The sequence below is a fragment of the Variovorax sp. LG9.2 genome (genome assembly GCF_035018885.1).
Taxonomy (GTDB): domain Bacteria; phylum Pseudomonadota; class Gammaproteobacteria; order Burkholderiales; family Burkholderiaceae_C; genus Variovorax.
This window is the reverse complement of sequence record NZ_JASJXB010000009.1, coordinates 175,108-197,605: the sequence shown is the minus strand read 5'-3', so window position 1 is coordinate 197,605 and position 22,498 is coordinate 175,108. Positions and strand designations below refer to the sequence as shown.

19 protein-coding genes are annotated in these 22,498 nt (G+C 64.3%); 8 read left to right on the top strand and 11 right to left on the bottom strand.

Features of this window, described 5'->3' with window-relative positions; all coding sequences use genetic code 11:
- Positions 1–237: integrase core domain-containing protein (locus QN413_RS12315; RefSeq protein ID WP_323496887.1), on the top strand; the 237-nt coding region annotated here is incomplete at its 5' end.
- Between the two features lie 187 nt (positions 238–424).
- On the opposite strand, the gene hutU is transcribed toward QN413_RS12315, so the two are convergent.
- Genes hutU through QN413_RS12285 form a run of 6 tightly spaced genes read right to left on the bottom strand, consistent with a single transcriptional unit; the run spans position 425 to position 7,046 of the window.
- Positions 425–2,167 carry a urocanate hydratase gene (hutU, locus tag QN413_RS12310; RefSeq protein WP_323496886.1) on the bottom strand — a complete coding sequence of 581 codons (1,743 nt, stop codon included), beginning with the start codon at positions 2,165–2,167 and terminating at the stop codon, positions 425–427.
- Positions 2,164–3,741, bottom strand: a complete 1,578-nt coding sequence (hutH, locus tag QN413_RS12305) for a histidine ammonia-lyase (protein WP_323496885.1) — start codon at positions 3,739–3,741, stop codon at positions 2,164–2,166. The genes hutU and hutH overlap by 4 nt, the downstream gene beginning before the upstream one ends.
- 5 nt (positions 3,742–3,746) lie before the next feature.
- Positions 3,747–4,484 carry a histidine utilization repressor gene (gene hutC, locus QN413_RS12300; protein ID WP_187053858.1) on the bottom strand — a complete coding sequence of 246 codons (738 nt, stop codon included), beginning with the start codon at positions 4,482–4,484 and terminating at the stop codon, positions 3,747–3,749.
- 14 nt (positions 4,485–4,498) lie between these two features.
- Complete coding sequence (locus QN413_RS12295) at positions 4,499–5,278, bottom strand: ABC transporter ATP-binding protein (RefSeq protein WP_323496884.1); 780 nt, start codon at positions 5,276–5,278, stop codon at positions 4,499–4,501.
- Entirely contained in the window at positions 5,278–6,057 is a 780-nt protein-coding gene (locus tag QN413_RS12290) for an ABC transporter permease (protein WP_323496883.1), read from the bottom strand. The genes QN413_RS12295 and QN413_RS12290 overlap by 1 nt, the downstream gene beginning before the upstream one ends.
- Positions 6,057–7,046, bottom strand: coding sequence for an ABC transporter substrate-binding protein (locus QN413_RS12285; RefSeq protein WP_323496882.1), 990 nt, complete (start codon positions 7,044–7,046; stop codon positions 6,057–6,059). Before QN413_RS12285 ends, QN413_RS12290 begins: the two co-directional genes overlap by 1 nt.
- 318 nt (positions 7,047–7,364) lie before the next feature.
- Between QN413_RS12285 and QN413_RS12280 the strand changes: the two genes are divergently transcribed.
- Positions 7,365–8,660, top strand: a complete 1,296-nt coding sequence (locus QN413_RS12280; RefSeq protein WP_323496881.1) for an EAL and HDOD domain-containing protein — start codon at positions 7,365–7,367, stop codon at positions 8,658–8,660.
- 28 nt (positions 8,661–8,688) lie between these two features.
- Positions 8,689–10,644 carry a DNA helicase RecQ gene (gene recQ / locus QN413_RS12275; RefSeq protein ID WP_416352174.1) on the top strand — a complete coding sequence of 652 codons (1,956 nt, stop codon included), beginning with the start codon at positions 8,689–8,691 and terminating at the stop codon, positions 10,642–10,644.
- A gap of 78 nt (positions 10,645–10,722) precedes the next feature.
- Here recQ and QN413_RS12270 read toward each other — a convergent pair whose 3' ends face one another.
- Together QN413_RS12270 and QN413_RS12265 are read right to left on the bottom strand one after the other, a co-directional pair.
- The gene (locus tag QN413_RS12270; RefSeq protein ID WP_323496879.1) at positions 10,723–11,916 is read right to left on the bottom strand and encodes a YadA C-terminal domain-containing protein; all 1,194 of its coding nucleotides are present in this window, start codon (positions 11,914–11,916) and stop codon (positions 10,723–10,725) included.
- Between the two features lie 242 nt (positions 11,917–12,158).
- Positions 12,159–14,483, bottom strand: coding sequence for an ATP-binding protein (locus QN413_RS12265; RefSeq protein WP_323496878.1), 2,325 nt, complete (start codon positions 14,481–14,483; stop codon positions 12,159–12,161).
- A gap of 120 nt (positions 14,484–14,603) precedes the next feature.
- On the opposite strand from QN413_RS12265, the gene QN413_RS12260 reads away from it, so the two are divergent.
- From QN413_RS12260 to QN413_RS12250, 3 genes are all read left to right on the top strand, one after another.
- Positions 14,604–15,803: a threonine ammonia-lyase gene (locus tag QN413_RS12260; protein ID WP_323496877.1), complete on the top strand. Its 1,200-nt coding sequence runs from the start codon at positions 14,604–14,606 to the stop codon at positions 15,801–15,803.
- Between the two features lie 123 nt (positions 15,804–15,926).
- Positions 15,927–16,079: a hypothetical protein gene (locus QN413_RS12255; protein WP_187053850.1), complete on the top strand. Its 153-nt coding sequence runs from the start codon at positions 15,927–15,929 to the stop codon at positions 16,077–16,079.
- 158 nt (positions 16,080–16,237) lie between these two features.
- On the top strand, positions 16,238–18,124 hold the full coding sequence (locus QN413_RS12250) for a phosphoenolpyruvate carboxykinase (GTP) (RefSeq protein ID WP_323496876.1): 1,887 nt from the start codon (positions 16,238–16,240) through the stop codon (positions 18,122–18,124).
- A gap of 85 nt (positions 18,125–18,209) precedes the next feature.
- Here QN413_RS12250 and QN413_RS12245 read toward each other — a convergent pair whose 3' ends face one another.
- A complete protein-coding gene (locus tag QN413_RS12245; RefSeq protein ID WP_323496875.1) occupies positions 18,210–18,749 on the bottom strand; it encodes a hypothetical protein in 540 nt (179 codons plus the stop codon).
- 108 nt (positions 18,750–18,857) lie between these two features.
- Between QN413_RS12245 and QN413_RS12240 the strand changes: the two genes are divergently transcribed.
- On the top strand, positions 18,858–19,832 hold the full coding sequence (locus tag QN413_RS12240) for a LysR family transcriptional regulator (protein WP_187053847.1): 975 nt from the start codon (positions 18,858–18,860) through the stop codon (positions 19,830–19,832).
- Here QN413_RS12240 and QN413_RS12235 read toward each other — a convergent pair.
- Positions 19,816–20,001, bottom strand: a complete 186-nt coding sequence (locus tag QN413_RS12235; protein ID WP_323496874.1) for a hypothetical protein — start codon at positions 19,999–20,001, stop codon at positions 19,816–19,818. The genes QN413_RS12240 and QN413_RS12235 overlap by 17 nt on opposite strands.
- 119 nt (positions 20,002–20,120) lie before the next feature.
- On the opposite strand from QN413_RS12235, the gene QN413_RS12230 reads away from it, so the two are divergent.
- The gene (locus QN413_RS12230; protein WP_323496873.1) at positions 20,121–20,939 is read left to right on the top strand and encodes a metallophosphoesterase; all 819 of its coding nucleotides are present in this window, start codon (positions 20,121–20,123) and stop codon (positions 20,937–20,939) included.
- Here the strand turns inward: QN413_RS12230 and QN413_RS12225 are convergent.
- Positions 20,936–22,495 (bottom strand): alkaline phosphatase D family protein, encoded by a 1,560-nt coding sequence (locus tag QN413_RS12225; protein ID WP_323496872.1) that lies wholly within the window; start codon positions 22,493–22,495, stop codon positions 20,936–20,938. The genes QN413_RS12230 and QN413_RS12225 overlap by 4 nt on opposite strands.
- Between the last annotated feature and the right edge of the window lie 3 nt (positions 22,496–22,498).

Here is a 22,498-nt window from a genome sequence, read left to right as displayed (position 1 = left end):
TCGATGGACGGCAAGGGCTGCTGGCGAGACAACGTGTTCATCGAGCGGCTGTGGCGCTCGATCAAGTACGAGGAGGTTTACCTGCACGCCTACGAGAGCGTCGGCCAGGCCCGCACCGGAATCGGCCGGTACATTGAGTTCTACAACACCCGCAGGCCGCATTCGAGCCTGCAGGCCCGCACACCCGATGTGGTGTACTTCGACTCGCTGCCACGGCCTTCGGCCGAGGCAGCCTGACCCCGCAGGATCCACTTAAAAAGATTCGGAATCTGTTCAGACGAATGGGGCCAGCTCTTGTCGCCGGTTTGCGCATGCAGCGCGGAGGCAAAGCCGAGCGTGGCGAGGGCTGTCGTTGCGACAGCGAGAAACTGACGGCGAATGGGCATGGTTGCTTTCAATGGAAGACGACGAAAAGAAAAGGAAACTACTCGATCATCGGCAGCTTCAACGCATGCTTTTTCGCCGTGGCGATAGCGATGTCGTAGCCCGCATCCGCATGACGCATCACGCCGCTGGCCGGGTCGTTCCACAGCACGTTGCCAATGCGTTTTGCGGCTGCGTCGGTGCCGTCGCACACGATGACCATGCCGGCATGCTGCGAGTAGCCCATGCCGACCCCGCCGCCGTGGTGGATGCTGACCCAGGTTGCGCCACCCGCGGTGTTGAGCAGGGCGTTGAGCAGCGGCCAGTCGCTGACTGCATCGGTGCCGTCTTTCATGCTTTCGGTTTCGCGGTTCGGACTGGCGACCGAGCCGGTGTCGAGATGGTCGCGGCCGATGACGATCGGCGCCTTCAGCTCGCCCGACTTCACCATCTCATTGAACGCGAGTCCCGCGATGTGGCGCTCGCCGAGGCCCAGCCAGCAGATGCGCGCCGGCAAGCCCTGGAAGGCGATGCGCTCGCGCGCCATGTCGAGCCAGCGGTGCGTGTGCTTGTTGTCGGGGAACAGTTCCTTGATCTTGGCGTCTGTCTTGTAGATGTCTTCCGGGTCGCCCGACAACGCGACCCAGCGAAACGGACCCTTGCCTTCGCAAAACAGCGGCCGGATGTACGCCGGCACGAAGCCCGGAAAGTCGAACGCGTTCTTCAGGCCCTGATCGAAAGCGACCTGGCGGATGTTGTTGCCGTAGTCGACCGTCGGCACGCCCATCGACTGGAAGTCGAGCATGGCCTGCACGTGCACCGTGCACGATGCGGCGGCGGCGGCGGTGAGCGCTGCATGTTGCGCGTCGTCCTTCATGGCGGCCTGCCACTGCGGCACGCTCCAGCCTGCGGGAAGATATCCGTGAATCAGGTCGTGCGCCGATGTTTGGTCGGTCACCAGGTCGGGCTTGATGGCGGTGCCGGCCTTCGCGCGCCTGACCAATTCCGGCACGATCTCGGCGGCGTTGCCGAGCAGCGCGATCGAGATCGCTTCCTTCTTCGACGTGTGGTGCGCGATGAGTGCCAGTGCGTCGTCGATGTCCTTGGCCTGCTTGTCGACATAGCGCGTGCGCAAGCGGAAGTCGATGCTCGACTGCTGGCATTCGATGGCCAGCACGCAGGCACCGGCCAGCACGCCCGCGAGTGTCTGCGCGCCGCCCATGCCACCGAGGCCTGCGGTAAGGATCCACCTGCCGGCGAGGTCGTTGTCATAGTGCTGGCGGCCGGCTTCGACGAAGGTCTCGAAAGTACCTTGCACGATGCCTTGCGCACCGATGTAGATCCAGCTGCCGGCCGTCATCTGGCCGTACATGAAGAGGCCGGCACGGTCGAGCTCGTTGAATTTTTCCCACGTCGCCCACTTGGGCACGAGGTTCGAGTTGGCGATCAACACGCGCGGCGCGTTCTCGTGCGTCTTGAAGACGCCGACCGGCTTGCCCGACTGGATCAAGAGCGACTCGTCGTCTTCCAGTACCTTGAGCGACTCGAGGATTTGGTCGTAGCAGGCCCAGTTGCGGGCGGCGCGACCGATGCCGCCATACACCACGAGGTCTTGCGGTCGCTCGGCGACCTCGGCGTCGAGGTTGTTCTGCAGCATGCGAAACGGCGCTTCGGTCAGCCAGCTCTTGCAGGTGAGCGTGCTGCCGCGCGGCGCGCGAATCACGCGGGTCGGGTCGTGACGCGGATCGGCTTTGGCGTCGGGCGAAGCTGATCCAGTGGCGATGAATTTGTCGGGCGCATTCATGGTGTCGGCTCCTTTCGGTGACTGGGGAGGATGTCGGTCAAGGCGGGCGGCAAGTCGGCCGCGAGCGCCCACAGGCGCATGGCTTCGATGTCTGCCGCGAGGTAACGATCGCGTTCGAGAAAAGCGACCTGGGTACGAATCTTTGCGAACTCGGCTTCGACCAGCGGCGAACTCCTGAGCCCGCTGTCGGGCCGCTTCAACTCGATGCCTTGCGCGGCACACATCGCCTCGATGCCGACGACGACTGCCGTGTGGGTCACCATGTCGCTCAGCCGGCGCGCCGCGAAGGTCGCCATCGACACATGGTCTTCCTGATTAGCCGAGGTCGGCAAGCTGTCGACGCTGGCTGGATGCGCGAGCGATTTGTTCTCCGACGCGAGCGCCGCGGCCGTGACCTGCGCGATCATGAAGCCGGAGTTGAGCCCGCCATCGCGCACAAGAAACGGCGGCAGGCCCGACAGGCCGGTGTCGAGCAGCAGCGCGATGCGGCGCTCGGCAATGGCGCCGATCTCTGCAATGGCGAGCGCGATGATGTCCGCAGCGAACGCGACCGGTTCTGCGTGAAAGTTGCCGCCCGAGATGACTTCTCCGGTGTCCACGAACACCAGCGGGTTGTCCGATGCCGCGTTGGCTTCGATGACCAGCACGCGCGCCGCATGCGTCAGGTTATCGAGGCAGGCGCCCATCACTTGCGGAATGCAGCGCACCGAGTACGGGTCTTGCACCCGGCCGCAATCGGCATGCGACGGCACGATCTCGCTGCCATCGAGGAGCGCACGCACCGCTGCTGCCACGGCGATTTGTCCCGGTTGTCCGCGCGCTGCATGGATTCGCACATCGAAGGGTTTGATCGAGCCTTGAATGGCTTCGAGCGACAACGCACCGGACATCAGCGCAGACGCGAAAACGCTCTCGGCGCCGAACAGGCCGGCCAGCGCTAGCGCAGTCGAGACCTGCGTGCCATTCAGCAGCGCCAGCCCTTCTTTCGGGCCGAGCACGAAGGAATCGAGGCCGGTGCGCTTCATCGCTTCGGCGCCGCTGACGATACTGCCGTCAGGCATCGTTGCCTTGCCTTCGCCGATGAGCACGCAAGCCATGTGCGCGAGCGGCGCCAGGTCGCCCGATGCGCCGACGGAACCCTTGGCCGGGATGTGCGGCATGACGCCGGCATTGAAGAGCGCGAGCAGCGCCTCGACCAGCGCCGGCCGCACGCCCGAGTGGCCGCGCGCCAGGCTGACCGCCTTGGTCGCCAGCACCAGCCGCACCACCGCGGGCGCCAGCGGCTCGCCGGTGCCCACGCTGTGCGACAGCACCAGGTTGCGCTGCAACTCGGCCAGATGGTCGTTGCCGATGCGGGTGCTGGCCAGCTTGCCGAAGCCGGTATTGATGCCGTAGACCACTTCGTCGTTATCGACGATGCGCTGCACCGCCGCCTGCGCGGCGGCCATGCCGTGCGCGGTCGATGGGTCGAGCGCCAGCGTGATATCGCGGCCATTGTGGATGCGGCGCAGCAGTGCGAGATCGACGTGGCCTGGCAACAGGAGAGTGGGTTCTATCGGCATGGAATTGGGCATGTGATTCATCCGGAACGCGGGTTGCCGTCGGCACTGAAACGACTGCCCAACCGATAGCGCGACGCCGGGTGCAGGCAGCGCACCAGCGTGACCGGCACCGTACGCGTCCAGGTGCGACGCGTAAGCAACAAACAAGGCTCGGCCGCGGGCATCGCGAGCCGCACCGCCTGCTCGGCGGTGGGCAGCACCGCGTCGACCAGATGCTCGATCTGGTCGAACGGCACGTTGCGCACGAGGTACTCGCTGGGCTGCAGGTTGGAAAGGTCCAGGTCGAGGTAGTCGGGCACCACACGCGGGTTGACGTAGCGGTCTTCGAGCTGCACGGGCACGCCGTTTTCGAGGTGCAGGCAGACGCTGTGAAACACCGACTCGCCCGAGCGCAGGTCGAGCCAGGCCGACACATCGGCGGGCGACGCGATGCGCTCCGCGGCAATGAGCTGATAGCCATAGTCGTGGCCGCGCGCGCGGATTTCGCTGGCGATGTTGGCGATCTGCAGCAATGTCGATTGCGGCTTGTTCTCGGCGACGAAACTGCCGACGCCTGCCACGCGCACCACGCGTCCCTGAGTCACCAGCTCGCGCAACGCGCGGTTGGCGGTCATGCGCGAAATGCCGAACTGCACAACCAGCTCGTGCTCCGAAGGCAGCCGGTGCCCCGCGGGCCACGAGCCGTCCTGGATCTTGCGGACGATGTGCTCCTTGACCTGCTCGTAGAGGGCGAGGGACGGCAGGTCGCGCTTCATGGTGTCGGTGCTCGTCAGTGCTCGACGGACGCCATGGACTCGGCGCGGATCTCTTCGGTCAGCCGCGCCTTCAGGGCCATGAACTCGGGCGTGGTCTTGACGGTGTAGTGGCGCGGGTGCGGCAAATCGACAGCCAGCTCGGCCTTGATGCGCCCTGGTCGCGCGCTGAACACGGCCACGCGATTCGCCATGAAGATGGCCTCGTCGATGTCGTGCGTGACGAAGAGCACCGTCTTGCGCTCGGCCTCCCAGATGCAGAGCAACAGCTCCTGCATCAGCACGCGCGTCTGGTTGTCCAGCGCGCCGAAGGGCTCGTCCATGAGCAGGATCTGGGGGTCGTTGGCGAGCGCACGCGCGATAGCTGTGCGTTGCTGCATGCCGCCTGAAAGCTGCTTTGGGAAATGCTTCTCGAAGCCGCGCAGGCCGACCTTGGCGATGAAGTAGGCGGCGCGTTCTTTCTGCTGTGCCTCGGGCATGCCGCGCTCGCGCAGGCCGAAGCGGATGTTCTGCTCGACATCGAGCCACGGAAAGAGCGTGTAGCTCTGGAACACCATGCCGCGATCGGCGCCGGGGCCGATGACTTTCTGACCGTTGAGCAGCACCTGGCCACTGGTCGGACGACCGAGTCCCGCGACGATGCGCAACAGTGTCGACTTGCCGCAGCCCGAGGGGCCGAGGATGGTGACGAAGTCGTTCTCCTTGACCTCGAAATCGATCGGTTGCAGCGCCTGCGTGCGCTGGCCTTTGGTGCCTTCGAAAACGCGAGTGACCGCCTGGATGGAAAGCTGGCTCATCAGATGGCACTCCACGCGAAGAGGCGGCGGTTGAGGGCCTTGAACGCGAAGTCCGACACCAGCCCGATGATTCCGATGACGATGATCCCGAAGATGATTTGCCCGGTGTTGAGCAGCGCCTGGCTGTCGGTGATCATGTGGCCGATGCCCGACGACGAGCCGATGAGTTCGGCCACGATCACGTAGGTCCAGGCCCAGCCCAGCACCAGCCGCAGCGTCTCCGCGATGCCCGGCGCCGCGCCCGGAATGAGCACCCGCTTGACGATGCCGTTGCTGTCGGCGCCGAGCGTGTAGGCCGCCTCGACCAGGTCGCGCCGCGCACCGCCGACGATGACCGCGACCATGAGGATGATCTGGAACACCGAGCCGATGAAGATGACCAGCAGCTTCTGCGCTTCGCCGATGCCGGCCCAAAGAATCAGCAACGGAATGAAAGCGGAGGCCGGCAGGTAGCGGCAGAACGATACGAAGGGCTCGAGGAGAGCTTCGACCGGCTTGTACGCACCCATCGCGATGCCGAGCGGCACCGCGACGATCGCGGCCAGCAGGAAGCCGCCGAACACGCGCCACACCGTCATGCCGATGTCGCGGATGAAGCCGTACTCCACGAAGAGCAGGTACGCCTCCTTGACCATCGTCGGCGGGCTCGCCAGAAAGGTCGGCGAGACGAAGCCGCCCAGCGTGAAAAAGCTCCACACGCAAACGAAGAGCACGAAGAAGCCGACGCCGAGCACCCATCGCGCACGCGCGCCCACCGGCTCCAGCGGCGCCATGCGCATCACTTGATGTAGCTTGCGTCGAAGGTCACGGCGAGGTCGTCCGGCGCTTTGCGAATCACGCCGGCTTCGAGCAGGATCGGCACCGACTCTTTCATGAACTGCGTGAGCTCACCCGCAAAGAACTTCTGGTTGGCGGCCTTGTCTTGCCAGCGCAGGTAGGCCGACGACTTGGCGAAGGCTGCGCCGTCCTGCTTGACCGCGGAGCCCATGATCTCGTTGGCTTTGGCCGGGTCGGCCTTGATCATTTCGAGCGCTTCGAAGTACGAGTCGGTCAGCGCCTGCGCCGCCTTGGCGTTGGTTTTGAGCCAGGTCGGCGCGCAGCCGACCGTGTCCATCACCATCGGGTAGTCGAGCGTGGTCGCCAGGATCTTGCCGGCGGCGGGGTTGGCACGCACGGTCGACAGGTACGGCTCGTACGTCATCGCGGCATCGTTCTGGCCGGCGACGAAAGCCTGCGCCGAAGCCTGCGGCGCCAGCATCACGACCTTGACGTCTTTCAGGGTCATGCCGTTCTTGTTGAGCATCCAGGCCAGGCCGAAGTAAGGCGCGGTGCCCGGCGCATCGACGCCGATGGCCTTGCCCTTGAGGTCGGCGAAGGTCTTGACGTCGTTGCGCACGGCCAGGCCGTCGGCGCCATAGGACTTGTCCATCTGGAAGATCTGGGTGATCGGCACGCCGTTCGCGTTCCACGACACGTGTGTTTCGACCGTGGTGGCCGCGCATTGGATCGCGCCGGACGCCAGCGCCAGGTGGCGATCTTTTTGCGGAATCATCTTCAGTTCGACGTCCAGGCCGTTCTTCTTGAAGATGCCGGCCTTGTCGGCCAGCGACAGGGGCGCGAAGCCGGTCCAGCCCGACATGCCGAGCGCGATAGTGGTCTGCGCACTGGCGCCGATCGGCGCCGTTCCGGCTGCGACGCAAACACCGGCCGCCATCAGCGAGCGGGCGAATTTTTTGAGGCTAGGAATGGTAGCAACTGTGATGGCCATGCGGCTCTCCTGTGGATGGGTGAAGCGTCGAACAAGATGGGAACAGTGTCATCCGCCAGCGTCCAGCCTGTATATACAAGGTAACCCCGAGACAACGTGCACGGAAAGTGCCAGCGCCTTTGCGCTATTGGTGCAATAGACGTGACCGATGCACCAGATTGCTGTCTATACAGGTCGTTCTGAGGCGAATGCCGGACCCCGTTTGCAAGGCGTATGCCAACGCGACGATCCACCCGCTGCTCAAGTTCGCCATCGGCACGCCGATAACAAATACGAACCTCCGGATGAGCCTCCGGACCTGAGAAAGAGGAGATTGCGATGTTCACCACCACTGCCAGCGCGCCTCGCGCCGCTGCAAACAGCCAGCCGATGCCGCTGATGCAGCAAGACGACTTCGTCCCTGTGCCCGCACCGCCCCGGGCGCGGCGCATGCTCGTGGACGAGAAGCGCGTGGTCAGTGGCTATCAACTCGTCCCCTCCGTGGCAGCGCCCAAAACGGCCGGCGCGTGTTTCGACGATGCGGGCACCGCCAGATCGGCCGAGAGTGCGACGCGCCTCGCCAAGCCGACCTTCATCCGTTGCACCTGCCGCGACCTCATGAACGGCCAGCTCGACAAGCTCGACCCGAAAACCGTGGTGCTCGAAATACGCGACGGTGCCGACAGCGACCCCGGTGGCCCTGAAGGCGGCGGCGGGCTCGACGAAGCCGTGCTCAAGGAGGCCCGGGCCAAGGGCTTCAAGCTGGCGTTCGATGCCCGCCTGTTGAAGAAAGAGTACGCGGGATTCGTCTCCCTGGCCTCCTACATCATTCTCGAAATGGGTGTCATGGAGCTGGACCGTGCCGCGGCGCTGGCACGCGGCATCCGCTCCAGCACCAGGGCGGTGCCGATGGCCGCCCAGGTACGCACTTCGGCTGAATACGAAACGCTGGCCGACGCCGGCGTGCAGATGTTCGAAGGCCACTGGTACGCGCAGCCACCCGTCAGAACCGACAAGTCGATCCAGCTGTCGTACGCCGGCCTGATCAAGCTGTTGAACATGGTGATGCGCGAAGCCGACTCCACGGAAATCGAAGAGCTGCTCAAGCACGAGCCGACGCTGGCGTACAAGCTCTTGCGGCACATCAACTCGGTCGGCTTCGGCTCCAACATCGAGATCACCTCGTTCCGGCACGCAGTGCTGACGGTCGGCCTGAAGAAGCTGTTTCGCTGGACGGCGCTGCTCATCACCAACACGCCGCCGGGCAGCGTGGCGCCGGCTGCGGGCACGCGGGCCATCGTTCGCGGAAGGCTGATGGAACTGCTTGCGCTCGAAACGATGCCCACGGCCGACGCCGACCTGGCCTTCGTCACCGGCATGTTCTCGATGCTCGATGTGTTGCTCGGTATGCCGCTCGAGGACGCGCTAGCGCTGGTGAATCTGCCGAAGGCCATCACCGATGCGATCCTGTCGGGCGACGGACCGTTCGCGCAATACCTCGCCATCGCCAAGGCCTGCGAGCACACCGACGAAGCGCTTCTGGAAATTCTTTCTGTGCGCAACCGCATCGCGTCCAGCCACATGATCGACACGCATCTGCAGGCGCTTGCCTGGGCGGAACAGTTCGGGCACTGAGGCGCCGAGCCGCGACCGAACGGCGACAATGGCGGCTTGCGCGCCGCAGGGTGCGCGTCACTTCAGCTTGCCCGTTTTGTCCGCACTGCCCTCCGACATTCTTTCCGCCGACCCAGCGCAGATCCTCCACGAAATCTTTGGCTACGAGCACTTTCGGGGGGCGCAGGCCGAGATCGTCGACCACGTCGTGCATGGCGGCGACGCGTTGGTGCTGATGCCCACTGGCGGCGGCAAGTCGCTCTGCTACCAGATTCCGGCAATCGCACGGCAGCGCGCGGGCCACGGCGTGTCGATCGTGGTGTCGCCACTCATCGCGCTGATGCACGACCAGGTCGGAGCGTTGCACGAGGCCGGCGTCAACGCGGCCTTTCTGAATTCGACGCTCGACTGGGAGCAGACGCAAGACGTCGAGCGTCGCATGCTGAGCGGCGAGATCACGTTGCTCTACGCCGCACCCGAGCGCGTCAACACGCCGCGCTTTTTGCAGCAGCTCGACTCGTTGCATCAGCGCGGCAAGCTGTCGCTCTTCGCCATCGACGAGGCGCATTGCGTGAGCCAGTGGGGTCACGATTTCCGGCCCGAGTACCGCTCACTCACCGTGTTGCACGAGCGCTATGCCGGCGTGCCGCGCATTGCCCTCACCGCCACGGCCGACGACCTGACCCGGGCCGACATCGTCGAGCGGCTGCAACTCGAAGAAGCGCGCCAGTTCGTCTCCAGCTTCGACCGGCCGAACATCCGCTACACCATCGTCGAGAAGAAAGAAGCGACCACGCAGTTGCTGCGCTTTATCGAGCGCGAACACGAAGGCGATGCCGGCGTGGTGTATTGCCAGTCACGCAAGCGCGTCGAAGACGTGGCGGTCGCGCTGCAGGCGGCGGGCATCAACGCGCTGCCGTACCACGCAGGCCTCGACGCTTCGATCAGGCAAAAACATCAGGACCGATTTTTGCGAGAAGAAGGCGTCGTCATGACTGCGACCATTGCCTTCGGCATGGGCATCGACAAGCCCGACGTGCGCTTCGTCGCGCACCTCGACATGCCCAAGAACATCGAGGGCTACTACCAGGAAACCGGACGCGCCGGTCGCGACGGTGCGGCCGCCGATGCCTGGATGACCTACGGCCTGCAAGACGTGGTGAACCAGCGCCGCATGATCGACGAGAGCCCGGCCGGCGAAGAGTTCAAGCAGGTGATGCGCGGCAAGCTGGATGCGCTGCTGTCGCTGGCCGAAGCCAGCGACTGCCGCCGTGTGCGCCTGCTCGGCTACTTCGGCGAGCAGAGCACGCCCTGCGGCAACTGCGACAACTGCCTGACGCCGCCGCAGGTATGGGACGGCACGGACGCCGCGCGCAAGCTGCTCAGCACCATCTACCGCGTACAGCAGATGAGCGGCATCAGCTTCGGTGCCGGCCACATCATGGACATCCTGCGCGGCAAGGCCACCGACAAGGTGACGCAGTTCGGCCACGCGTCGGTCAGCACCTTTGGCATCGGCAGTGATTTCAGTGAAGTGCAGTTGCGCGGCGTGCTGCGGCAACTGATCGCGACCGGCGCACTGGCGGTCGACTCGCAGGCTTTCAACACCCTGCAGCTGACCGATGGATCGCGTGCTGTGTTGAAGGGCGAGGCGACGGTGATGTTGCGGGAGTCGGTGTCGTCGCCGGTGGGGCGCAGTGGCGGCGGCAGTGGTGCTTCAGGCAAAGCGCGCCGCGAAAAGACGCCGCGCGGCGCGCCCTCGCCGGCCGCAGCCAAGCTCGACGAAGCGGGGCAATCGCGTTTCACCGCGTTGAAGGCCTGGCGCGCCGAAGTGGCGCGCGAACACAACCTGCCGGCCTACGTGATCTTTCACGACGCCACGCTCGCCGCCATCGCCGAGAGCTCGCCTGCGACGTTGGAAGACCTGCAGGGGCTCAGCGGCATCGGGGCGAAGAAGCTGGAAGCGTATGGGACGGAAGTGCTGCGGGTCGTGGCCGACCACTGAGCGGCGCGGCGAACGCAAAAAAGCCCGGCAAGGCAATTGCCTTCCGGGCTTGAAACGACTGCACGCCGCTTCGGATTCTTACCAGGAGAACATGCCGCCCGCGCCGGCCGACACACGGCCGCCATTGCCGCTACCGACGGTGAACTTCAGTTGCATAGATTCGGAGACACGCGCCGCGACGCCGAGCGCAAATGCAGAGCTGCCGTCGTAGTTGCCGACACCCAGGCCGACGCCCACCTTCTTGTCACGCTCGAGTGCTGGGATCGAAGCTGCAGCCACTGCAGATGCCACCCCTGAACTCGCGACCTTTCGGTTGTCGACGAGTTGCTGCTGCACCCTTGCATTGGTGCCGGACTGCAACGCATTTGTCTGCGCCTGGACCGCATTGATGTTGGCCTGATTCGTATTGAACGTCGACTGGCTGGCATTCGTCGTGGCCTGGTTGACGTTGACCGTCGCCTGCGCATCGGAGATTTGCTTGAGCTGACTCACGTTGGCTGCATCGGTGCTGGCCACACCCGCTGCAACGCCACTGATGACGTTGTTGTTGTTGTTGATGCCGCTGGTCGACGTGACGCCCGCCACGCTCAAATTTCCGCCGATCGTGGCGTTGCCGGTGGTGCCGAGAGTGGTGGTCGTGAGATTGCCGTTGTTGGTGATGCCGTTGGTCGCTGTCGCGCCGCTCACGCTCAGGCTGCCCGCAGACACCGGCCCGCTTGCGATGAGCGAGGTGACGCCCGAGATGGCACCGGCGTTGGTGATGCCGCTGGCGCTATTGTTGAAGCCACCGGCGTTCGTCATGCCACCGACGTTCGCTATTCCCGCCGCATTGGTCAGACCGAGGAACGTGTTTTGTCCTGTCGTGCCATCAGAAAACAGCCCGGTCGTCGCCATGAACGTCGTGCCATCGGACACGCCGACAAAAGTGCCTGAAGGCAGAGCCTGAAAGTGCGAGATCGTGTTCGCCGTGTTGTTCGTATAGGAGACGCTGCCCCCGGTGGCGCCCAGCGACATGGACGTCACGTCGCCATTGACCTGCAGATGATCCGCTCTTGCAAAAGCAACTGTCGTCGTGACGACGCTAAGCCCGCCCGCCCCCAACACCGCGGTTTGCACTTGTGGCGTGCCCGAAGTAACGCCAGGCGTCGCGTTGGTGGACCCATAGGTCGTTGCCGCAGTGCCATCGTCGACGACGACATTGCTGAATTGAGCCGAAGCGCTTAGAGAGACGAATGCAGCGGCCAGCGCCACGAGGCGAAACGAATGTTTCATTGTGATTTCCCTGAATATTTTTCTTGAAAGCCGGACACGCAGACTGCGTTGCCGTGCTGCGCCGATGCTCGGGCTTGCACTCATTGGCCGGGGCGTCAGCGCGTTGATAGGCTCGGCATGCGCGTGCAAAAGAACACGAACTCCGGTGCAAACACGATTTCAAGTAGGGCGGCTACAACGGTTGGTTGTGAGCCTGTCCGTGCGCCTGAACGGCGGTCGCAGATTTTCAGAAAACTTTCGCCTTACTGCACGAATCCGATCCCACGAGATTCACGCACTTCAGGCTTGATGCGGTGCTCCGCTTCGAGCTGATCCAGAAACTCAGCGGCTGAAAACTCAGCCGCCAAGATCTCGGTCTGCCGCTTGATCGCCGCGAAGTCACCCGGACACAACTGCGTGAGGTGCGCAAGGCGCTTGCGGATCTCCGAAGTCATCAGCGACGCATCGCCGGCGAGCGCCTCGGTCACGAACATGCGCTCCCGCTGCGTTGCCGTCAGCGGCATGAACTTGATCTTGAAGGTGAAGCGCCGCAACGCCGCCTGGTCGAGCCTTTCGAGCAGGTTGGTCGTGCACACGAAGATGCCATCGAAGCGCTCCATGCCCTGCAGCATTTCGTTGACTTCCGTCACTTCATAAGTACGTTGCGCGCCGCGCCGATCTTGCAAAAAGCTGTCGGCCTCGTCGAGCAGCAGTACGGCCTTTTCAGCCTCGGCCTCCTTGAACATGGCCGCCATGTTCTGCTCGGTTTCGCCCACGTACTTGCTCATCAGGTCACTGGCCTGCTTGATGATGAGCGGCCGGCCGATCGCCTTGGCGATGTGCTCGGCCAGCGCCGTCTTGCCGGTGCCCGGCGCGCCGTAGAAGCACATCGTGCCGTGGCCCCGCGCCTTCAATGCCTCGACGATGCGCGGGATCTCGAACCGGGTTTCGACATTCAGCATGTCGAGGTCGTACGTGGTCACGCTGCGCCGGTTGCCAGGTGATTTGTCGAGCGTGCCCAATGCCAGGTCTGCATTTTTCAGCTGGCGTTCGATCAACGATTCGACCGAGGCATCGTCGGTTTTGGCGAGGCCTGCAAAGCGCACTGCGGTGCGAATCTGCGCTGGCGTCAGGCCCTTGCGCTCGGCCAGTTTGGCGGTGAAGGCTTCAGAGACGATCACGCCTTCCAGCGTCTTCTTAATGAGTTGCTCACGCGCGCCGGGCGGTGGCGACTTGAGCTCGAGGTGGTACGCAAAGCGGCGCCGAAAGGCCGGGTCGATCTGCTCGATGCGGTTGGTGACCCACAGCGTCGGCACCGGGTTCGACTCGAGGATCTGGTTGACCCAAGCTTTGCCGCTGACGCTGCCGCTGGTGGACGACGACACCTGCTCGGCGCGCGCCATGAACTGCGCGGCCTCGGTGCTGATGGGCGGGAATACGTCTTCGACTTCGTCGAACAGCAAGGCGGCCTGCGCGCTGCCCTTGAGAAAGACCTGCGCAATCTGCAGCGACCGATAGCGGTCGCGGCCGCTCAATGAATTGCCGTCGCGGTCGGCGTACTCGACCTCGAACAGTTCGAGCCCCGCAGCCTGCGCCACGACCTTGGCCAACTCGGTCTTGCCGGTGCCGGGCGGCCCGTAGAGCAGCACGTTCACGCCGGGCTCCTTGCGCGCAACGGCAGCCTGCAGCAGCGTCACAAGCATCTGCGCGTCTTCCTGCACGAAAGAAAAGTCGTGCGGCGTGAGAGTGCTTTTGGACGATGGCCGGGTGAACACCGCCATCAGTTCGTTGTGGTCGCGGTACTCGCGCATCAATACCGGCGGCAGCTTTTCGCTGACCTTCATCAGGTCGGCCAGGTCGGTGATGTTGTGTTCGGAGATCAGGTTTTCGACCAGCCCGATGCGCTCCAGCCGTGAGCCCGCGCGCAACGCCTCGCCCACGTCGCTGGCGCTCACGCCCGCGATGTCGGCGATGGCGGCATAGGCCTCGGGCGCATTGTTGACCTTGAACTCGACCAGCAGCGAGCGCAGGTCGCGCTGATAACGCGCCAAGGTGCCGTAGAGCAGCAGGGCGCGCTCGGCCTTGTTCAGTTGCAGCAGGCCGGCCAGCGCCTCGATGTTTTTCTCGACCAGCGTCGATTGCTTGCGCAACGCATGCGTCAGCCAGTCGCGCGTGACCGACAGCACCGACAGCAGATCCTTCGGCTGGTCCTTTGCGTACTCGTCGAGATAGAAGAACAGCGTGCCTTCTTCATAAGGCCCGCGCCACATGCCGTGGCGCTCCAGCAGGGCGCGACCATCCAGCGTTTCGACGCCCTTCCAGGCTTCGTTGCCGGCGCAGCGTCGGCCCAGAAATTCGCCCAGGCGCTTGAGCACCGTTTCGGGCCAGACCAAGTGGCGACCGGTCAGCGAAAGCAGTCCATTGAGGTCGCGCCGCACGTTGAAACGCGGTCCCTGCTTGGCCGCGAGCGTGAGCACGAAATGCGAGCACATCAGCTCCAGCACCGGCGCTTCCTTTAGCCCGGGGGACGGCAATGCCTGCCCGCGCACGGCAGCAGCCACCACATCGACCCCGGAACGCTTGACCATCGGACAATCTCCAGCTAGCAAAAGGAAACCCACGCAAACCATAACGCAGACCTCCGGATTGGGGAAGACTTGGGAAGAGTAAAAACCCTAGCGTTTGCGATCCCGTCCACAATCTCTCACATGGTTGGTATCGAAGACATCCGGCGAGCTGCGGCGCGCCTGCAAGGACAATTGCTCGACACCCCGTGCGTCGAGTCACGCACGTTGTCGGAGATCGTCGGCGCGCAGGTGTTTCTCAAGTTCGAGAATCTGCAGTTCACTTCATCGTTCAAGGAGCGGGGCGCCTGCAACAAGCTGGTCGACCTGTCCGACAGCGGCGTAAAGGGCGTGGTGGCGATGTCGGCCGGCAATCATGCGCAGGGCGTGGCGTACCACGCGCAGCGACTCGGGATGCGCGCATTGATCGTCATGCCGCGCTTTACGCCGGGCGTGAAAATCGAGCGCACGCGGGGTTTCGGCGCTGAGGTCGTGCTGCACGGCGACACGCTCGAGGCAGCTCGGGCCCATGCTTACGAGTTGGCGGAAAGCGAAGGCCTGTCGTTCGTGCATCCGTACGACGACGAAGCCATCATCGCGGGCCAAGGCACGGTGGCACTCGAAATGCTGGCATCCGTGCCAGACCTCGACATGCTGGTCATCTCGGTCGGCGGCGGCGGGCTCATTGCCGGCATGGCGGTGGCGGCCAAGGCGATCCAGCCCGGGATCGAGATCGTCGGCGTGCAGACGACACGCTTCCCGGCCATGGTCAACGCGATTCAGGGCACGCACTACGCGCAGGGCAGGAGCACGATCGCCGAGGGCATCGCGGTGGGTACGCCCGGCGTGCTGACGCAGGCCATCGTCGCAACGCACGTCGACGATTGGCTGCTGGTCGACGAAGGCGACATCGAGCAGGCGGTGCTGATGCTTCTCGAGATCGAAAAGACGCTGGTCGAAGGCGCGGGCGCGGCGGGCCTGGCGGCGATGATCCGGCATCCGGAGCGCTTCAAGGGCAAGCGCGTCGGCCTGGTGCTGTCGGGCGGCAATATCGATCCGCTGCTGCTGGCGGCCATCATCGAACGCGGCATGGTGCGCGCCGGTCGACTCGCTCGTGTGCGGGTGAGTGCGCGCGATGTGCCGGGATCGCTTGCCGAGATCACGGCCACTGTCGCGGAAGCGGGCGCTAACGTCGATGAAGTGCATCACCAGCGCGCCTTCACCATGCAGGCAGCGCAAAACGTCGATGTCGAACTGGTGTTGCAGACCCGCGGTCGGCCTCACTTAGCCAGCGTGCTCGATGCACTCCATGCGGCCGGTTTCGAGGCCGAAGAGCAGCACTGAGCGTCTTCGCGACGCGCGACAAGCAGGTGTCGCGAAGGTGCAGGGGCTGGCAAGCACCTACACCGCATAAAGGCCCGTCGCCAGTAAAATGACACCAGTTTTTTGGTCCCCCGAGGTAATTCAATGTCCACCCCCACCCCTGTCGATCCAGGCCACGCGGCCGCCGTCGAACACGACGCTGTCGAGTCGATCGTGCCGATGATGCCCATCGTGCTGCCGCTTGCCGGCGCCGTGCTGATGCTGCTGCTGGCGTCCATCGCCGTCTTCCTGGCCTGACAGCGCTTCGCGCTGTTGTCTGCGGGCGGTGCGGCCCGCGTCGATGCACTCTTAAAAAAAGAAACGTTTTCTCAGACGGCTTTTGCGCCGGTGCCCTCTGTTGATGCGCCTCGCCAAGTCCCGTTCGAAAAGACGATTTTCAACTTAGGAGACTTCCGATGAACGCACCCGTGATGCAGGGCCTGAATACTCAGGCACCCTCGTACGTAAAAAACGCCAAGCTAATCGCCTGGGTCGCCGACATGGCCACCTTGTGCAAGCCAGACGCCATTCACTGGTGCGACGGCAGCAAAGAAGAATACGACCGCCTCTGCCAGCAACTGGTCGACGCCGGCACATTCAAGAAACTCAATCCCGCCAAACGGCCCAACTCTTTCCTCGCCAATTCCGACCCGGTCGATGTGGCCCGTGTCGAAGACCGCACCTACATCTGCTCGGCCAAAAAAGAAGAAGCCGGCCCGACCAATAACTGGATGGCACCGGCTGAAATGCGCACGACGCTGCAACCGCTATTCGACGGCTGCATGAAGGGCCGCACGATGTATGTCGTGCCGTTTTCGATGGGCCCTTTAGGTTCGCCGATTGCGCATATCGGCATCGAGCTGTCCGACTCGCCCTATGTCGCGGTCAACATGAAGATCATGACGCGCATGGGCAAGGCCGTGTACGACGTGCTGGGTGCCGATGGCGAGTTCGTTCCCTGCGTGCACACGGTAGGCGCGCCGCTCCAAGCCGGGCAGAAGGACGTGACCTGGCCCTGCAACACGACCAAGTACATCGTTCATTACCCCGAGACACGCGAGATCTGGAGCTACGGCTCGGGCTACGGCGGCAATGCGTTGCTCGGCAAGAAATGCTTCGCGCTGCGCATCGCTTCGACCATGGGCCGCGAGGAAGGATGGTTGGCTGAACACATGCTCATTCTTGGCGTGACGAATCCCGAGGGCAAGAAGTACCACGTGGCCGCGGCCTTCCCCAGTGCGTGCGGCAAGACCAACTTTTCGATGCTGGTGCCGCCCGCCGGCTTCGAAGGCTGGAAGGTCACGACCATCGGCGACGACATCGCCTGGATCAAGCCCCAGGCAGACGGCTCACTGCGCGCCATCAACCCTGAAGCCGGCTATTTCGGCGTGGCCCCGGGCACCAACATGCTGACCAATCCCAACTGCATGCGCAGCCTGAACGACGGCGTGATCTTCACGAACGTCGCGCTGACCGACGATGGCGACGTGTGGTGGGAAGGCCTGGAGCAGGACGCGCCCGGCAAGGCGTTGCCAGCGCACCTGATCGACTGGCAGGGCAAGGACTGGACGCCCGCCATCGCAAAGGAAACCGGTGTCGGTGGCAAGCTCAAGCCCGCTGCGCATCCGAATGCGCGCTTCACTGTCGCCGCGACCAACAACCCTGCGCTCGACGAAGCTTGGGACGACCCGAAGGGCGTGCCGATCGACGCCTTCATCTTCGGCGGCCGTCGCTCGACGACGGTGCCGCTGGTGACTGAAGCGCGCGACTGGGTGGAAGGCGTGTACATGGCTGCCACGATGGGTTCGGAAACCACGGCCGCAGCGACCGGCCAGGCCGGCGTGGTGCGCCGCGACCCATTCGCGATGCTGCCGTTCATGGGCTACAACATGAGCGACTACTTCCAGCATTGGCTCGATCTGGGCAAAAAGCTCAAAGCATCGGGGGCATCGTTGCCGAAAATCTACACGACCAATTGGTTCCGCAAAGGCGCAGACGGCAAGTTCGTCTGGCCCGGCTACGGCGAGAACATGCGCGTGCTTAAGTGGATGATCGACCGCATCGAAGGCAAGGCAGGGGAAGGCGTGGCGCACATCACAGGGGTGAGCCCGCGCTACGAAGACCTGAACTGGACTGGGCTCGATTTCAGCGCCGCGCAGTTCGACACCGTGACCAGCATCGACAAGGCCGCCTGGCTTGCGGAGCTGAAGCTGCACGATGAGCTGTTCACCCAGCTGGCGCACCATCTGCCTGCGGAATTGCCGGCGACCAAGGCAGCGATCGAAAAGCGGCTGGCGGCGTGATCACTCGTTAGCCCATAGAAAAAGCCGCCCTCGGGCGGCTTTTTCATTTGCGCACCGGGCGGGCGCTCGATGACTGCTCCGTCACTCAGTAGTAACGCGACAGGTTCTTGTGGTTGGCCAACACTTCATGCAGCGTCGGCTTGCGGCGGGTTTGCTGAGCGCGAACCACGGCATCGACCTTTGCGGATGCTACCAATGGCAGCTCTCCGTCGGCCTGCTGGCGCGTGATCGCGGCTTGCAGTTCCATCAGCACGCGCGGGTCGTACGAGGCATGCGCCAGAAAGCGCTCATCGGCCAACGCGCTGGCGCGGCGCTGTGCCATACCGCGCCAGGCGGTGGCGATGCGGCTCGTCGTCGGTCCGATCTTGTTGGCGCTCAACGCGATCACGCCAAAAGCGATGGCGCACAGCGAGATCCAGGCGGCCATCCAGCCGGCATCGAATTCGTGCGTGGTGAGTTGGGTAGACACAGCGAGCAGCACGACGCCGGCAGCGATCAACAAGCGGAAGGCAAGGCCGAAGCGCGTCACGCCTTGGCCGGCATTGCGAATGTTGTCGAAGGCGGCGGTAGCGCGGTTCAGGCCGGCGTGCTGCGAGGGTTGGTCGACATGGACGAAAGAAGTCATGGTGCTCCTCCTAAGGAACGGGTGTGGCGTGAGCCGATGCATTGATATTAGGGTTTGCCCTACTGCTTCGCCACTTTATCTTCTTGATGTTTATCATTCACGCCACTGATGGACGTTAACTTCCGCACACTGGATCTGAACTTGCTTCGCGTTTTCGACGAAGTGATGGCGGAGCGCAACCTCACGCGGGCGGCCCGCAACCTCGCCATTACCCAGCCGGCGGTCAGCAACTCGCTCCGGCGCCTGCGCGACGTTCTCGGCGACGAGCTGGTGCGTCGCTCCGGTGCCGGAGTGGAACCAACGGCTCGCGCCCTGGCGCTGTGGCCCACCGTGCGCGATGCATTGCGTCAGCTGCAACACACACTTGCACCGGGCGAATTCGACAGCAGCACATCCGACACCACATTTCTGCTGGCCATGGCCGACGCCACCGCCGCCGAGCTCATGCCGGGCCTGGTGCGGATCGCGGAACTGGAAGCGCCCGGCATCTCATTGCGCGTGTTGCCGCTCACGACGCGCGACCCGCGGGGCTTGCTTGAGCACGAGGAGGCCGACATGGCGATCGGCTATTTCCCGGCGGTCACCGCCAGCCTGGCGGCGCGCAGCCAGTCGGGTGTCGGCGTGCCGTTCGAAACACAACGGCTGTATGTCGGTCAATACGTGTGCGTGATGCGGCGCGACCATCCGCTGGCCGCCAGCCCACTCACGCTGGACGCCTACTGTGCCGCACGGCATCTGCTGGTGAGTTTCTCGGGCCGGCCGTACGGATTCGTCGACCAGACGTTGGGCGCCCTGGGCCGCGAACGACGCATCGCCGTCACGGTGAACCAGTTCTTTACCGCGGGTCGTGTCGTCGCAGGCTCCGATTTGCTGACGGTGCTGCCGCGCCACTTCGTCAACGTCACCGGGGTGGACGAGCGATTGGTGATGCGCGACCTGCCGTTCGACCAGCCGCTGGTGCATGTCGATGCGGTGTGGCATCGGCGCGCGCAGCACATCCATGCGCACGAGTGGCTGCGGGATGCTTTGTTGCGGTCGGCCGCAGCGGCGTTCGCAACATCGGTACTCAGCGGACGACGCTGAGCCAGGCGCTAGCTGCGACGCGCAGCTCTTGTGCCTGGCGGGCGTCGCTACCGGCACGGCTGCCAGCGCTTTCCATCAACACGGCAGCCAGGCTTTCGGGCGCGGCGCTGGCGCTGGTTTGGAGGAGCGAACGAACGAACGTGGCTGAAAAGGCAAATAGACTGAACATGACATTGCGCGGCCTGGGGCGGCGCCTGAGTAGATAGAGAAGAATAATAAGGGTTATCCCTTAGATATCTAGAGCGATCTTATGCGCGCTCTGCATGGCGTCATGGAAACTGATCGACGATGAAACTGCAGTTGCTCTCGGATTTGCACATCGAATCCCACCCCCGCCTCCAGATTGCACCGGCGCCGGGCGCCGACCTGCTCGTGTTGGCCGGCGATGTCGGCTCGTACCAGGAAGGCTCGCGGCTGACCGCGCCGGACTTCGGGCTCACACGCTTTTCTCCGCTGCATGGCTGGCCGGTGCCTGTCTTGTATGTGCCTGGCAACCACGAATACGACAACGCCGATTTCGACGTCACGCATGCGCGGCTGCGCGAACTTTGCGGGGTACTCGGCATCCAGTGGCTCGAGCGCGAAACTTTAGTGATCGATGGCGTGCGTTTTGTCGGGACCACCCTCTGGGCTGATTTCGATGCCTTGGTCGAACCGTCGGACGGCCTGGCTCAGGCGCTCAAGAAGCGAGGCAAAGCGATGCGCGCTGCCGACTTCTACTTGAGAAAGGCCGCCACTGCGCGCGGCGGTCAGCCCTTCATGTCCGGCCTGCTGAGAGAGCACTCACTTACGTGTCAAGCTTGGCTGCGCAAGGCCTTGTCTGAACCGTTTGACGGCGCCACGGTCGCTGTCACCCACTTCGCGCCGACGCTCGCCAGCGCCGACCCGCGTTATGGCCTCGCACCCGGCACCGCTGGCTTCTGCAATTCCCTGGATGGACTGTTGCCGCTCACCGACCTCTGGCTGCACGGGCATCTGCACTGCGCTTTCGACTACGTCGAGGACGGCTGCCGGGTGGTCGCCAATCCCCTGGGTTACCGAAGCAAGGGGGAGCAGGATGCGTTTCGACCGGACATGCTGATCACCGTGCCCAAGCAGCCTCGTTAAGCCGCTTCGATCCCGGCACGGTCTGCCAGCACAGTGAACGCCGCCTGCCGGCTGAACACCGCATCGGCCGCCACCGGATGTGCGGTCGCCCCGTACTCGCATTGCAACGCATCGGGCCGCAGATCGAGCAATGCCCAGCCACGCTCGTCGCCGCGGGCATGCAGCACGTCCGGGTTGTCGCGGCGCATGCGCGCCATGGCGGCCTGGCTGGCTCCGCGTGAGGTCAACGAGCCGCCGACGAACTCGGTCGCGACGATCGGCGAGGCTGCATCGTTAGGCACCACGCGCAGGTTGGCGGCAGCATGGCGATGCACGTCGCCGCCGAGCGCGACGACATTGCGCACGCCGGCCTCCGCGATGCCCTGCAGCAAGCGGCGGCGCGCCGCCGGATATCCGTCCCAGCCGTCGGTCCAGACACTGCGGCCTTGCGGCGTGTCGGCGCTGGTAGCGCTGATCTGCGTCTGCTGTCCGATCAGCTTCCAGCGACGCGCCGCCCCCGCGAGGCCAGCCGCCAGCCATTGCTCCTGCTCAGCGCCGAGCATGGTGCGGGATGCGTCTTCGAGCTCGGCGCAGCCGATCACGCTGCGGCCGTTGTCGCGTTGCGAATCGGGGCACGCATGATGGCTGCGATGCTGGCGGGAATCGAGCGTCCAGATGTCGGCCAGCCGACCCCATGTAAATCGGTCGTGGATCTGCATGGCCGCGCCCTGCGGCGGAACCGACAGCGGCATGTGTTCGAAGTAAGCCCGATAAGCAGCGGCCCGACGCTGCAAAAACCGCGCGGGACCGGTGTACGCCGGATCGCGATCGTCGGCGTAGTCGTTGACCACCTCGTGATCGTCCAGCGTCACGATCCACGGATGCGCGGCGTGCGACGCCTGCAGGTCGGCGTCGCTTTTGTAGAGCGCATGCCGCGCCCGGTATTGGGGCAGCGTGTGCGGCGTCCAGCTGCCGTGCTGCCGCACGGTGTAGGCCGGGCTGCTGCCCTCGTAGATGTAGTCGCCGACGAACATCACGAAGTCGAGATCGCGCTGCGCGATCTCGCGGTGCGCCGTGAAGAAACCTTGCTCCCAATGCTGGCACGAGGCCAGGGCGAAACGGAGGCGTTGCACCTCGGCATCGGCTGCCGGCGCAGTGCAGGTACGTCCGACCGTGCTCACCGCATTGCCGCATGTGAAGCGGTACCAGTAACTGCGCCCCGGCGCGAGCCCGTCGGCGCGCACATGCACGCTGTGCGCTCGTGACGGCCAGGCCATGACCTCGCCGCTTCGCATCGGTTGCCGGAGCGCCTCGTCGCCGAAGATTTCGTAGCGCACCGGGCACTCGGCTTCGGCATTCCAGCCGGATTCGATTGCCGCATCCGGCAGCAAGCGTGTCCACAAAACGACGCTGTCGGGCCGCGGCTGGCCGCTCGCCACGCCGAGCGAAAACGGATTGCCCTGCCAGCGCGGCGCACCCACCGCGCCTGCAGCACGTGTCGTCGTCGGCCGCACTCCCCAAGCTCCCAGGGCCAGCCAGAGAGCAGCCCGATTCAAATCACGACGGCGCAAATTCATCGC

Excerpts from the sequence above, each read along its gene's own strand:
- hutH (WP_323496885.1), bottom strand. The coding sequence starts at position 3,741 with ATGCCCAATTCCATGCCGATAGAACCCACTCTCCTGTTGCCAGGCCAC.
- QN413_RS12285 (WP_323496882.1), bottom strand. The coding sequence starts at position 7,046 with ATGGCCATCACAGTTGCTACCATTCCTAGCCTCAAAAAATTCGCCCGC.
- recQ (WP_416352174.1), top strand. The coding sequence starts at position 8,689 with ATGGCGGCTTGCGCGCCGCAGGGTGCGCGTCACTTCAGCTTGCCCGTT.
- QN413_RS12290 (WP_323496883.1), bottom strand. The coding sequence starts at position 6,057 with ATGCGCATGGCGCCGCTGGAGCCGGTGGGCGCGCGTGCGCGATGGGTG.
- QN413_RS12250 (WP_323496876.1), top strand. The coding sequence starts at position 16,238 with ATGAACGCACCCGTGATGCAGGGCCTGAATACTCAGGCACCCTCGTAC.
- hutU (WP_323496886.1), bottom strand. The coding sequence starts at position 2,167 with ATGAATGCGCCCGACAAATTCATCGCCACTGGATCAGCTTCGCCCGAC.
- QN413_RS12240 (WP_187053847.1), top strand. The coding sequence starts at position 18,858 with ATGGACGTTAACTTCCGCACACTGGATCTGAACTTGCTTCGCGTTTTC.
- hutC (WP_187053858.1), bottom strand. The coding sequence starts at position 4,484 with ATGAAGCGCGACCTGCCGTCCCTCGCCCTCTACGAGCAGGTCAAGGAG.
- QN413_RS12245 (WP_323496875.1), bottom strand. The coding sequence starts at position 18,749 with ATGACTTCTTTCGTCCATGTCGACCAACCCTCGCAGCACGCCGGCCTG.
- QN413_RS12230 (WP_323496873.1), top strand. The coding sequence starts at position 20,121 with ATGAAACTGCAGTTGCTCTCGGATTTGCACATCGAATCCCACCCCCGC.
- QN413_RS12280 (WP_323496881.1), top strand. The coding sequence starts at position 7,365 with ATGTTCACCACCACTGCCAGCGCGCCTCGCGCCGCTGCAAACAGCCAG.
- QN413_RS12225 (WP_323496872.1), bottom strand. The coding sequence starts at position 22,495 with ATGAATTTGCGCCGTCGTGATTTGAATCGGGCTGCTCTCTGGCTGGCC.
- QN413_RS12260 (WP_323496877.1), top strand. The coding sequence starts at position 14,604 with ATGGTTGGTATCGAAGACATCCGGCGAGCTGCGGCGCGCCTGCAAGGA.
- QN413_RS12235 (WP_323496874.1), bottom strand. The coding sequence starts at position 20,001 with ATGTTCAGTCTATTTGCCTTTTCAGCCACGTTCGTTCGTTCGCTCCTC.
- QN413_RS12255 (WP_187053850.1), top strand. The coding sequence starts at position 15,927 with ATGTCCACCCCCACCCCTGTCGATCCAGGCCACGCGGCCGCCGTCGAA.
- QN413_RS12265 (WP_323496878.1), bottom strand. The coding sequence starts at position 14,483 with ATGGTCAAGCGTTCCGGGGTCGATGTGGTGGCTGCTGCCGTGCGCGGG.
- QN413_RS12270 (WP_323496879.1), bottom strand. The coding sequence starts at position 11,916 with ATGAAACATTCGTTTCGCCTCGTGGCGCTGGCCGCTGCATTCGTCTCT.
- QN413_RS12295 (WP_323496884.1), bottom strand. The coding sequence starts at position 5,278 with ATGAGCCAGCTTTCCATCCAGGCGGTCACTCGCGTTTTCGAAGGCACC.